This window comes from Brenneria populi, from assembly GCF_036016195.1.
Classification (GTDB): Bacteria; Pseudomonadota; Gammaproteobacteria; order Enterobacterales; family Enterobacteriaceae; genus Brenneria; species Brenneria populi.
The window spans coordinates 1,036,287-1,048,794 of record NZ_JAYWTM010000001.1; the positions used below are offsets into that span (position 1 = coordinate 1,036,287).

The 12,508-nt window shown below is 55.5% G+C and carries 12 protein-coding genes and 1 pseudogene; 4 read left to right on the plus strand and 9 right to left on the minus strand.

The features are described from left to right. Position 1 precedes the first annotated feature (1 nt). Positions 2-1,594, plus strand: coding sequence for a microcin C ABC transporter ATP-binding protein YejF (gene yejF, locus VSX58_RS04670; RefSeq protein ID WP_327617018.1), 1,593 nt, complete (start codon positions 2-4; stop codon positions 1,592-1,594). Positions 1,595-1,705: 111 nt separating this feature from the next. Here yejF and VSX58_RS04675 read toward each other — a convergent pair whose 3' ends face one another. The 3 genes from VSX58_RS04675 to rsuA form a co-directional block, all read right to left on the minus strand. Continuing rightward, a complete protein-coding gene (locus VSX58_RS04675; protein WP_327617019.1) occupies positions 1,706-2,050 on the minus strand; it encodes a YejG family protein in 345 nt (114 codons plus the stop codon). Positions 2,051-2,538: 488 nt separating this feature from the next. Continuing rightward, positions 2,539-3,729 (minus strand): Bcr/CflA family multidrug efflux MFS transporter, encoded by a 1,191-nt coding sequence (locus VSX58_RS04680; protein WP_327617020.1) that lies wholly within the window; start codon positions 3,727-3,729, stop codon positions 2,539-2,541. 14 nt (positions 3,730-3,743) lie between these two features. Further along, the gene (gene rsuA / locus VSX58_RS04685; RefSeq protein WP_327617021.1) at positions 3,744-4,442 is read right to left on the minus strand and encodes a 16S rRNA pseudouridine(516) synthase RsuA; all 699 of its coding nucleotides are present in this window, start codon (positions 4,440-4,442) and stop codon (positions 3,744-3,746) included. 250 nt (positions 4,443-4,692) lie between these two features. Between rsuA and VSX58_RS04690 the strand changes: the two genes are divergently transcribed. From VSX58_RS04690 to rplY, 3 genes are all read left to right on the plus strand, one after another. Continuing rightward, the gene (locus VSX58_RS04690; RefSeq protein ID WP_327617022.1) at positions 4,693-4,932 is read left to right on the plus strand and encodes a YecH family metal-binding protein; all 240 of its coding nucleotides are present in this window, start codon (positions 4,693-4,695) and stop codon (positions 4,930-4,932) included. A 6-nt stretch (positions 4,933-4,938) separates the two neighbouring features. After that, positions 4,939-6,699, plus strand: a complete 1,761-nt coding sequence (locus VSX58_RS04695) for a DEAD/DEAH box helicase (protein ID WP_327617023.1) — start codon at positions 4,939-4,941, stop codon at positions 6,697-6,699. Positions 6,700-6,835: 136 nt separating this feature from the next. Further along, a complete protein-coding gene (gene rplY / locus VSX58_RS04700) occupies positions 6,836-7,120 on the plus strand; it encodes a 50S ribosomal protein L25 (protein ID WP_327613209.1) in 285 nt (94 codons plus the stop codon). Positions 7,121-7,189: 69 nt separating this feature from the next. On the opposite strand, the gene phoH is transcribed toward rplY, so the two are convergent. From phoH to VSX58_RS04730, 6 genes and pseudogenes are all read right to left on the minus strand, one after another. After that, on the minus strand, positions 7,190-7,978 hold the full coding sequence (gene phoH, locus VSX58_RS04705) for a phosphate starvation-inducible protein PhoH (protein ID WP_327613208.1): 789 nt from the start codon (positions 7,976-7,978) through the stop codon (positions 7,190-7,192). A gap of 21 nt (positions 7,979-7,999) precedes the next feature. Beyond that, positions 8,000-8,290: a hypothetical protein gene (locus tag VSX58_RS04710; RefSeq protein ID WP_327617024.1), complete on the minus strand. Its 291-nt coding sequence runs from the start codon at positions 8,288-8,290 to the stop codon at positions 8,000-8,002. Between the two features lie 294 nt (positions 8,291-8,584). After that, entirely contained in the window at positions 8,585-9,097 is a 513-nt protein-coding gene (gene fliZ / locus VSX58_RS04715) for a flagella biosynthesis regulatory protein FliZ (RefSeq protein ID WP_327617025.1), read from the minus strand. 169 nt (positions 9,098-9,266) lie between these two features. Continuing rightward, positions 9,267-9,989, minus strand: coding sequence for an RNA polymerase sigma factor FliA (locus VSX58_RS04720; RefSeq protein ID WP_327617026.1), 723 nt, complete (start codon positions 9,987-9,989; stop codon positions 9,267-9,269). Positions 9,990-10,253: 264 nt separating this feature from the next. Next, positions 10,254-11,945, minus strand: coding sequence for a thiamine pyrophosphate-binding protein (locus tag VSX58_RS04725; protein WP_327617027.1), 1,692 nt, complete (start codon positions 11,943-11,945; stop codon positions 10,254-10,256). 170 nt (positions 11,946-12,115) lie between these two features. After that, positions 12,116-12,508, minus strand: a pseudogene (locus VSX58_RS04730) (hypothetical protein); the annotation flags it as partial.

Genomic DNA, 12,508 nt, shown 5'->3' on the forward strand with positions numbered 1-12,508 from the left:
TATGTCTACGTCACCATTACTGCAAATTGAAGATCTCAGCATCGCTTTTCGCAGCGCAGAGCGCGAACTGCAGGTTGTCGATCGTATCTCGCTCGCCGTCGAGGCGGGCGAAACCCTGGCGCTGGTGGGAGAGTCGGGTTCGGGGAAAAGCGTGACCGCCCTTTCTATTCTGCGCCTGCTGCCTTCGCCTCCGGCGGTCTATCCGCAGGGGGATATCCGGTTCGCCGGCCAGTCGCTGCTGCATGCGGATGAAGAAACGCTGCGCCGGATCCGCGGCGATCGCATAGCCATGATCTTTCAGGAGCCGATGGTTTCGCTCAATCCGCTGCACAACATCGAAAAACAGTTAATCGAAGTCCTTGCGCTGCACCGCGGGATGAATAATGACCTTGCCCGCAGCGAGGTGGTCAGCTGTCTGGAGCGCGTGGGCATCCGGCAGGCCAAAACCCGGCTACGGGATTTCCCCCATCAGCTTTCCGGCGGAGAACGCCAGCGGGTGATGATCGCGATGGCGCTGCTGACCCAGCCCGATCTGCTGATCGCCGATGAACCCACCACCGCGCTGGACGTGACCGTACAGGCGCAAATACTGACGCTGTTGGATGAGCTAAAACAGGAACTGGGCATGAGCCTGCTGTTCATCACGCATAATTTGAATATAGTGCGCCGGCTGGCTGACAACGTCGCCGTAATGAAATCCGGTCAACGCGTGGAATACAGCGCCTGCGATCGGCTATTCAGCGCGCCGCAACATGTCTATACCCGGCAGCTGCTGGATGCCGAACCCGCAGGCGATCCGGCTCCGCTTGCCAACGATGCCCCTCCCCTGTTGCGCGTTGCACAACTGCAGGTTGCCTTTCCGGTCAAACGCGGGCTGCTGCAACGCACCGTTGATGAAAAAACGGTGGTCAAAAACATCAGTTTCACCCTGCGCCGCGGCGAAAGCCTTGGTTTAGTCGGCGAATCGGGCTCAGGGAAAAGCACCACCGGTCTGGCGCTGCTGCGCCTGCTGCGTTCACGCGGAGAGATCTGGTTCGACGGCCAACCTCTGCACAAATTTACCCGCAGGCAGATGCTGCCCTTCCGCCGTCGGATTCAGGTGGTGTTCCAGGATCCCAACTCGGCGCTCAACCCGCGGCTGAACGCCGAGCAGATTATTTCCGAAGGGCTGATCGTACATCAAAATTTGAGTCATCAGGAGCGGGAGCGGCGCGTGGCTGAAGCGATGCGCGAAGTCGGTCTGGATCCCGCCACCCGCCATCGCTACCCCGCCGAATTCTCCGGAGGACAGCGCCAGCGTATTGCGATCGCCCGGGCGCTGATTCTGCAGCCTGAACTGCTTATCCTGGATGAACCGACATCGTCATTGGACAGAACCGTTCAGGCCCAGATCCTGGCGCTGTTGAAATCGCTACAACAGAAACACCGGCTGACCTATCTGTTCATCAGTCATGATCTGCAGGTGGTACGGGCGTTATGCCATCAGGTGATGGTGTTAAAACAGGGCGAAGTGGTGGAACAAGGGGATTGCCAGACCGTATTTACGCATCCGGCGCAGGCGTATACGCGGGAATTGCTGCAGCTATCGTCTTGAAACGGCGCCGGCGGCGGGTATTTTCAGGATAGGTGAAGGCTAAGGCGTCGACCTTTTTGATTAGGCGGCGGACAGGCGAAACAGCAGCGACGCCGGCGCCGACATTGCTGCTTAAAAGGGGTATTGCGCGGAGACGGGTTCGGCGATCGCTACGCCTATATTCTTTAAACGGCACATGGCGGTGCTTTCATCGTTACGATGCAGGAAGAGACAAGGTTCGCCCTCCCACTCCAAAACGGAGCTCTCAACCTGAATCTCATTCAGGGATTGATTCAACTGGCGCATAACCTGCCATGCATCATCACCGTCATGGCTCAATAGTTTCAAACCAATCAAATTATTATCTTCATCTCTGCCGCTCAGCGGAATGGGCTCAACCTTCACGCCCGCAAACCCCGATAGCCAGCGGTAACTTTGCGGCAAACGATGCACTACCGAAAGTTGGAAACTATTCACAACGGTTTTCCCTCAGGTTAAGTTTTACTGTGAATTCACAAAAAAATAACATTTATTATAGTAGCCCGAGCATGCGCACTTTTGCCACTTTTTCTATCTAAAAAAAGCGCCAGGGCCAGCGCAGAGCAAAAACGCCACAAGCGTTTTTGCTCTGCAACTCGAATTATTTAGGGGATTAATCTTAAGACGAACGCGGCTCGCTACGCTTTACCCGGTTATATGTAACTCTTTCCCCGCAACATCTCAACCGTTTTCTCCCCAGCAATTCACTTTTTATCCATATATTTTACATAAATAGAACAAATAAAAAGAAAATCATATTACACGCCTTATGGGACGCGGGCGCCTTACACGGCGTGACGCCGCGGGATGCCCGCCGGCTCGCCTTTCGGGCGTGTAAACGGCGCCAAAAACCGCGGCGATGCTTTTACCGGGCATAGAGCAGATAAGAAGAGAAAACGGCGTGCGAAAACCGGCTGGCGCGGATATCACTCCCTACCCGGCCGGCTAGCGTAAAGATACGCCAGCAGCGCCCCTATTGAGCACGCCGCCATGGAAATAACCATCGGCCAGGCGCTGGTAAACGTCATCATCGACAGCAGGCTTCCGGTTATCGCGCCGAAACCGAAACGCAGCGTCCCGGCCAAAGACGAGGCCGTACCCGCCATATGAGGAAAACCATCCAGAATCACCGCCATCGCATTGGATCCCACCATCGCCGTACAGCCGACAAAAATCGCGACGCCCAGCACCAGCGCGGGAAAACCCAGATCGAATGCGCACACCAGCAGCAAAAATACGCCCATCGAAAACTGAATCGTCAGCCCGATGCGAAACAGCATTACCGCCCCGAGACGCCGAACATTTCGGCTGTTAAATAAGGTCGTCAGGACCATGAAAACAATATTCAGGGCAAAGTAATAACCAAAATCCTGCGGGGAAACGCCATGCAGATCGATATAAACAAACGGCCCGGCGCTCAGGAAAGAAAACATGCCGCAAAAAGAGAGCCCCCCCGCCACCATATAGCTAAAGGCGCGCTTATGGCGGAAAAGAGTGACGAAATTGCCGACCGTCGTGCGCAGATGAAACGCTTGCCGCCTTGCCGGCGGCAGCGTTTCCCGAATAAAGAAGAAAACCAGCGCCGCCGCCAGCAGGGCCGCGCCCGACATCGCCCAGAAAATCGCATGCCAACTGAACCACACCAACAGCGCGCCGCCCAAAATTGGCGCGACCAAGGGCGCCACGGTCATCACCAGCACGACAAACGACATCATGCGGGAGAAGTCGTCCTTGGTGAACATATCGCGCATCAAGGCGTTGATGACCACGGCCGCCGCGGCCGCCGATATACCGTGCAGAAAGCGCAGGTATATCAGCTGTTCGATACTCTGCGCTAACGCGCAGGCCGCGCCGGCGATGGCGAAAATCAGCGTTCCGCCCAGAATAACCGGCTTACGCCCCAGCGTATCGGCCATCGGCCCATAGAACATCTGGCCGAGGGAGAACCCCAAAACATAGGTGCTGAGCGTCATCTGAACGCGCCCGGCGTCAACGCCGAACTGCGCCGCAATGGTCGGCAAGGCGGGCAAATACATATCAATCGCCAGCGGCATAAGCATGGAGATCAGGCCGAGGACGAAAATCAACCCGATATAGGAAGGCTGGTTCTGTTGCACGGACGGGGCTCCTGTTACCGCGCGATACTCGCGACTTCCTGACTGCTCAGCGCCCGGTATTCGCCCGGCTGCAACCCGCTGTCCAGACTGATATCGCCGATACGCTCACGATGTAGCCCTACGACCCGGTTACCCACCGCGGCAAACATCCTTTTTACCTGATGATAGCGCCCTTCGCTGATGGTCAGACGCACCTGATTCTCCGAGATTTTCTCCAGCGTCGCCGGTTTGGTTAACTGTTTCTCGCCGTTTAGCTGAACGCCGACCGCAAACCGTTCGGCGGTATCGTCGCTTAAAGGCTGTTCCAGCGTCACCAGGTAGGTCTTCTCGCAGTGGTGTTTCGGCGAGGTAATGCGGTGCGACCACTGGCCGTCGTCGGTCAGCAGCACCAGCCCCGTGGTATCGATATCCAGACGCCCCGCCGCGTGCAGCTTATGCGCGACCGGCACATCCATAAAATAGAGAATGGTCGGATGATCGGGATCTTCCGTCGCGCACACATAGCCCTGGGGCTTATTCAGCATAAAATAACGCGGGCCGTGCTGCTGCACTAACGGGTTGCCGTCGAACGCCACCTGATGCTCGGGCAACAGTTTAAAAGAACCGCTTTTCACCACCTCGCCATCAACGGTAACGCGCTGCGCGCGCAGCTCCCGGGCCACCAGCGAACGGCTGATCGCCAACTGTTGAGATAGAAATTTATCCAATCGCATTAAAGACCAACTGCCTTTTTAAACCATGAGACCAGCACGCTCAGGGCGCTGCGCCCACGCGTCAAGACTCATGAAGATGAAGAATAGCAGCGTGAACCGCCGCCAGCGTGTTTTAGTATAACGGGGCTTCGGCCGGCATCCTAGAACCCACGGATTTTTGTCGCCTTCGCGAATATATCGATGCCGTCCTCGCGCCGAACCCTATCAAGGGGCATAATATACGCCAATTATGTCTTTTGAGGATGGCGAAATGTCTTCTATCCATGGTCATGAAGTCCTGCAGATGATGATCGACTCCGGCGAGTCATTTACCACCGAACAGCTGATCGCCACGATTGAAAAACGTTTCGGCGACGATGCCCGCTTTCATACCTGTTCAGCCGCGGACATGACGGCGGCCGAGCTGGTCGGCTTTCTGTCCGAACGCGGCAAGTTTATTCCGCTTGAAGCCGGTTTTACCACCAGCGCCGGTAAAATCTGCCGGCATTGAGTCCGCATGTCTTTTACCTTACGGCCTTACCAGCGCGAGGCCGTATCCGCAACGCTCGACTATTTTCGCCGCCATAGCCAACCGGCCGTCATCGTATTGCCGACGGGCGCGGGGAAAAGCCTGGTTATTGCCGAATTGGCCAAGCTCGCCCGCGGACGCGTGCTGGTATTGGCGCATGTCAAAGAGCTGGTGGCGCAAAACCATGCCAAATACTGCGCCTGGGGGCTGGAGGCGGACATTTTCGCCGCCGGGCTTCGCCAGCGGCAAAGTCAGGGGAAAGTCGTATTCGGCAGCGTGCAATCCGTCGCGCGCAATCTGGATCGGTTCGAACACGCCTTTTCACTATTGATCATCGATGAATGCCATCGCATCGGCGATGACGACGACAGCCAGTACCGGCAAATCATCCAGCGCCTGCGGCACACCAATCCTCAGCTGCGGCTGCTGGGTTTGACCGCCACCCCCTACCGTTTGGGGAAAGGCTGGATTTATCACTATCACTATCACGGCATGATTCGCGGCGACGAAGGCAGTCTGTTTCGCGACTGCATCTATGAACTGCCGCTGCGCTATATGATCAAACACGGCTTCCTGGTAACGCCGGAGCGGCTGGATATGCCGGTCGTCAAATATGATTTCAGCAAGCTGGCGGCAAAAAGTAACGGCCTGTTCAGCGAGTCCGAGCTGAATCGGTCGTTAAAGCATCAACAGCGAATTACGCCGCACATCGTTAGCCAAATCGTCGACTATGCCCAAACGCGCCTGGGCGTGATGATCTTCGCGGCGACGGTGGAGCACGCCCGTGAAATTCATCGGCTGCTGCCCGAAGGCCAGGCGGCGCTGGTCAGCGCCGACACGCCGCCGGCGGAGCGCGACGCGCTGATCGAGGCGTTCAAGCGGCAGCGGTTACGCTATCTGGTTAACGTCGCCGTGCTGACGACCGGATTTGACGCCCCGCACGTCGACCTGATCGCCATCCTGCGCCCGACGGAATCCGTAAGCCTATACCAACAAATCGTCGGGCGCGGTTTACGCCTGTTTCCCGGCAAAACCTCGTGCCTGATCCTGGATTACGCCGGCAACCCGCACGATCTCTATACCCCGGAGGTCGGCAACGCCAAACCCCATAGCGACAGCCGGCCGGTGCAGGTTTTTTGCCCGCAATGCGGTTTCGCCAATCTATTCTGGGGGAAAACCACCCCGGACGGCAGCGTGATCGAACATTACGGCCGCCGCTGCCAGGGGTGGGAAACATTGGACGACGGCCGGCGTCGACAGTGCGATTTTCGTTTCCGGTTTAAAACCTGCCCCCACTGCGGCGCGGAAAACGACATCGCCGCCCGTCGTTGTCAGCAGTGTGATAACGTACTGGTCGATCCCGACGATATGTTGAAAGCGGCATTGAAACTGAAAGACGCGCTGGTGCTGCGCTGTAGCGGAATGAGTCTGGCGTCGGGGCGGGACGCCAAAGGGGAGTGGCTCAATATCACCTATTATGATGAAGACGGCGCGGACGTCAGCGAGCGCTTTCGCCTGAAAACGCCCGCACAGCGCCATGTGTTTCAGGCAAACTTCTTACATATCCATCAGCGGGCGCCGGGAGTCCCCTTCAGTTGGCAAAATGCCGCAGATATTCTGGCGCAGCAGCACCTGCTGCGCGCGCCCGACTTTGTCGTCGCCCGCCGTCAGGAGAGATTCTGGCGGATACGGGAAAAAGTATTCGATTATCAGGGGCGCTTCCGCCGGGCAAACGAGCTGCGCGGCTAAGTAATTCGCGGTTTTATTTGCCCCATAGGCCATATTCCGTTAGAATTCAGCCCGCTTTTGTACCGCAAAAGCAGAATAACCCCACTTGCTGCTGGGTCGCCTGTAGCAGGATTACTTATCTTAAGTAGAGTAAAAAATGATTACTATCAAAGCAGAAGCACGTAAAGATCAGGGTAAGGGTGCGAGCCGCCGCCTGCGTCGCGCTGGTAAATTCCCAGCCATCGTTTATGGTGGAGCGGAAGCGCCGGTCGCTATCGAACTGGAACACGACGTAGTAAAAAACCAGGAAGTCAAAGAGGGTTTTTACGGTGAAGTTGTGATCCTGTCTATCGATGGGAAAGAAGTTAAAGCAAAAGTTCAGGCTGTACAGCGTCACCCGTTCAAGCCGAAACTAACTCATATCGACTTCGTTCGCGCTTAATCTCGCGCTGAAGTCAGTCCGGGACGCCGGAAGGAAAAACGCCGCTTTCGCGGCGTTTTTTGTTGCATATCATCCATACGCAATAAGCGTACGCTGGCACAGTTCCGAACGCACGCAGTCCTGTTTACCGAAAGAGACGACGCCGATCATATCGTCCTCCGTAAAACGCTCCAGCGCATCACGCAGTCCGGATTTTACCCCGGAAGGCAGATCGCATTGGGTAACATCGCCGTTCACGATGACCGTCACGTTTTCCCCCAGACGGGTAAGAAACATCTTCATCTGATTAACCGTCACATTCTGGGCTTCATCCAGAATCACCACCGCGTTCTCAAACGTCCTGCCGCGCATATAGGCAAACGGCGCGATTTCCACTTTGGCAATTTCCGGCCGCAAACAATACTGCATAAACGACGCCCCTAACCGGCGTAACAGCACGTCATAAACCGGACGGAAATAGGGGGCGAACTTTTCGGCGATATCGCCGGGTAAAAAACCCAAGTCCTCATCGGCCTGCAATACCGGCCGGGTGACGATAATACGATCGACCTCTTTATGAATAAGCGCTTCCGCCGCTTTGGCCGCGCTCAGAAACGTTTTGCCGCACCCCGCCTCACCGGTGGCAAAAATTAACTGTTTATTCTCTATCGCAGACAAGTAATGCTCCTGGGCGGCCGTTCTGGCTTCAATGACAGAGGTGTCGCGATTCTCCCGCGCCATCCCTATCGACTCGATTCCACCCATTTGAACCAGAGAAGTGACCGATTCTTCCTCACGTTGGCGATGACTGCGCGACTCGCGCCGAATAACGCGTTTCGCTTCACGACGTGCTTTGATCACTGCTTTTTGTCTTCCCATAGTGGCACCTTACAGTTTGTTTCACTTACCGCGCTGCCCGGCAGCGCGTGACGTTTCACTCACAAACGAGGTTGGCTTCCTTATTAAGCCGATGACGAACGGAATAAATAACACGCAGGCCGGAATAATATAAAAACCGGCGCGGCGGAATAATGAATGGGGCGTAAATCGATCGAGCAGAATAAGAGAGAGTGGAGGTAATAACGAGCGATACAGTGTAGAAAATTGGTGGCGGGGAAATCCCTCGCTGCGGCGAGTCAGAGAACCAGCATTTCGGTTTTGACTATTTAGTCCCCAAAAGGACACTACCATTCGCGTTCCTCACTGTGACAACGACTATTCTGCTGAATAATGATTGACCGTATTAAGAACCAGCGCTAACCATCTGTCTAAAAATTAGTGCCGAATGATTTCAGTAGTATGACAGTGCAATACTTCGCCCCTACTTTGCAAGTTTTTTTTACACTGGTATAACATTTACGTCTGGCCGTAATGTGATTATTTACCGGAATTCCGGCGATAAGCGCTATTGCGCCTTTCTCCATAGCGGCCGCGGGAAAATCGCCGCCGGATGAATCAAGGGCATTACGGCCAGCGGACGGCTGGTTACCGATAGTATTTCTGCCAATCCAGATACTGATCGTATTTGCGCAACGCGCTCCTGTAGAGAGTAGACTCAATATCAGGGAGATAATCATAAATGCGCTGCTGTACATTATCGCCGGCAAAATCTTCCTTTGGATAATTTTTCGCCGCCAGTAATGCATCCAGCCGCCGCAATCGAATAACATATTCGCGCATGGTACTGTGTCTGATGTCCGTTCGATCTATCAGATATCGGGCGAACGCTTTAATATCGAAATAGGCCGCATGGGTATTACATATTATTTCGCTACAGAAGCGGCACAACGGAATGAGCTCCCGCTGTATATCGGACCATCTTTCATCGTCGATTAACTCATCGAAAAGGCTTATCGACTTTTTATTAACCAACCGGCGGCGATATGCCAGCGACACGCGGTCAAGCTCTCTATTACAGTGGGCACACTGGGTCTGTTTATGTTTGAAATCTTTCAGATAACGACTAAGGCGTTGTTTCTTCCGAGTTGATTGAGGCATGAATCCATTCCATGACAATATACCCGCCATGCTTCAAGCCGCCTGCGCGCTGGCGAGCCTCGCCTTCGCGGAGCCAGCGTAAGCGCCGTCCAAAAACGTTTTTGGCGTTTTTATCCTGCGACTCGAATGAGTTAGGGTATTAAAACAACATTATTCCCACGCGATTAAATTAAACATCATTCATTAATTTGACGCGCAGACGTTTTATCGCCTGGCTATGCAACTGACTGACTCGTGACTCTCCGACTTCCAGAACAGCGCCGATCTCTTTTAAATTCAGCTCTTCCTGGTAGTAAAGCGTTAACACCAGCTTCTCGCGCTCGGGCAGGTGCTCTATCGCCTCCATCACCCGATGGCGTAAACTCCCTTCCATCAGTTGATGCAGAGGATTAGCATCCTCGCAGCCTTCCAACAGCGCTTCCGCGCTATCGCCATGTTCTTCACGCCATTCATCGTAAGAAAAAAGCTGGCTATTGTTGGTATCCAGCAGAATCTGACGATACTCTTCCAGCGTAATATTCAGGGACTGCGCGACCTCCTGCTCCGTTGGCGCCCGACCAAGCTGTTGTTCAGCCTGCTGCATCGCCTGTGCCACTTCCCGCGCGTTACGCCGCACGCTGCGTGGGGCCCAATCGCGGCTGCGTAACTCATCCAGCATAGCGCCGCGGATTCGCTGGACCGCATAAGTGGTAAACGCAGTGCCTTGCAGCGAATCATAACGCTCGACGGCGCTGAGCAAGCCGATACCGCCGGCCTGTAACAGATCATCGAGCTCAACGCTCGCGGGAAGGCGAACCTGTAGCCGCAAAGCTTCATGGCGTACTAAAGGGACATAGCGCTTCCATAGCGCGCTTTTATCCATTGTGCCTTCGGCGGTATACAGATCGCTCACAGTGACAAATACCTACGATGATAATGTTATCGACACTATTATGCTTTTGATGAGGGGCGACAATTGCAGGAATAGGGGCGTAAAAGAGGTGTTATTTAGGGTACGAGGGGCTGGCCCGGCCGCCGGAAGCGGAATATCGCCGCGCACAGGGCCGTCGCCTACGCGATGACGATCGCCCTTCCGCCCGAGCGGATTATCCTGGTACCGAGACACGGGGAAGGAAAATGCGATACCCCCCATACGCGGCGCGCATGGGGGGCAAAATCAAGCAAGCACGATTTCGATCAGGTTCGCCCTGCCGGAATGAATGCCCGCCTCCACCGCCGGCGCGATATCCTCCGCCCGGACGATGCGTCTGGCGCCGACGCCCATCGAGCGAGCCAGCGCCTGATAATCGATCTCGGGATTGACCAAATCCATGGCGATAAATTTCTCGGTTTGGGCCGCCAGGTAATGCTGCTGACTGCGCATGAAATTTTTCAGCACATTGTACTGCCGGTTATTCATCACGATAAAGGTCACGGGAAGATTCTCATGCGCCGCCGTCCACAGCGACTGGGGCGAATAGAGCGCCGCGCCGTCCCCCACCAGCGAGACGACGGGCGCACGCCCCAGCCCCAGAGAACAACCGACCGCCGCCGGCATACCCCAGCCCAGCGCCCCGCCTCTTAGAAAGGAGTACTGCTCGTACGACGGGCTATCCAGGAACTGACGCACGGCGGAAGAGGTGACGATAGCCTCATCGACAATGGCGACATCGCGCCCAATCGCCCGCATCACCTCGCGGGCCGCCAGCAGCGGCGAAATCCCCCCTTCGCGATAATCATTTTCGGCCTGCGCGTAGCGCGCGTTCCTATCCGCGTCGCGCCGTATCCGCAGCGCTTCGCTATTGGCGATTCTGTCCGCCTGGGTCGGCTGCGTAAGCCCGGCAAGCATCGGCAACAGAGCGTCGAGCGACGCGCGTAAATGGCCGACCAGTGAAAGACGCGTGGGATAGGTTCTGCCGAGATCGCCCACATCGGACGACAGTTGATAGACGGCGCAGCCGTCCGGCACCGCGGATGACGATGTATACAGAATAGAAATCAGCGATTTACCGCCCAACGCGAAGATTGCATCATAGCTGCCGAGCACGTCGGCGATCGCCGCGGCCTGGGTCGGCATATTGCCCGCCCACAGCGGATGCGATGTCGGGAACGGGATGCGCGACGGCCAGGAAGAGCCGTACACCGGTGCGCCCAGCATTTCGGCCAGCGCGACGGCCTGCGGCGCCGCCTGACTGCTGTACAGTTCATCGCCGGCGATAATCGCCAGACGACCGGGCTTAATTTGCGCCAGCTCGTTAGCCAGCCGCTCCAGCGATGAAGCGACGTTTTCCGCATCAATAACCGAGCGCGACAGTAACGGCGTATCGCTCATCTCTTCCATGACGTTCATCGGCAGCGACAGCATCACCGGCCCCGGCGGCGGCGCCACCACATCGTGAAACGCGCGCCGCAGCAAGACCGGCAGCTGAGCGGGATGCGATACTTCCTGCGCCCATTTAACCGCGGGCTGGGCCAGCTGCACCAGATCGCCGAATAACAGCGGATCGGTAATGGCGTGGCGCAAATCCTGCTGGCCGGCCGTCACCACCAGCGGCGTATGGGAAATCTTCGCGTTCAGCAGGTTGCCCATACCGTGCCCCAACCCGCCGGCGGTGTGCAGATTCAGAAAACCGGGCTTCCGGGCGGCCTGGGCGTAGCCGTCCGCCATGGCGACCGCGCTCGCCTCCTGCAGCGCCAGGATATAGCTGATATCGGGTTTGCCCACTAGGGCGTCCATCAGCGGCAACTCCGTCGTCCCCGGATTGCCGAAAATATATTCGACGCCCTCACTGGCCAGTACCTCCAGCAGAATTTCCGCCCCTTTGCGTGCCGGCACCTTATCTGTGGAGATGAAAGCGCTATCGATCATGACTTACCTCATTCCGTCAGGTGATTATTAGATAAAAAACAAATAACAACAGACTATTGCGCACATGATAACGCCGCGGGCAAACAAACTTCATTCACTTATTTTAATTAACCGCCCGACAGTTTCACGACTGGGAAAACGGAATGAGGATTATCGATACATGCCGGAAGCTAGGCCGGCATTTTGAGAATAGCGAACAGTACGCCAATAGTGATAACCAGCATACCGCCCATTTTGATAGTAAGCTTCAGTTCCAGACGGTCTATTTTAGCGTCGAGCCGGGATTCAACCTTGTCGATCTTGGTGCTTAAACCAGATTCGACCTGATCGATTCTAGTACTTAAACCTGTCTCGACCTTGTCGATCCTGACATTTAAACCAGACTCGACCTTATCGATCCTGGCATTTAAACCAGACTCGACCTTATCGATTCTGGCACTTAAACCAGACTCGGCCTTATCAATTCTAGCATTTAAACCAGACTCGACCTTATCGATCCTGGCATTTAAACCAGACTCGGTTTTATCGATTTTAGCGCGAAAATCAGAAATTAAATCAGTTAC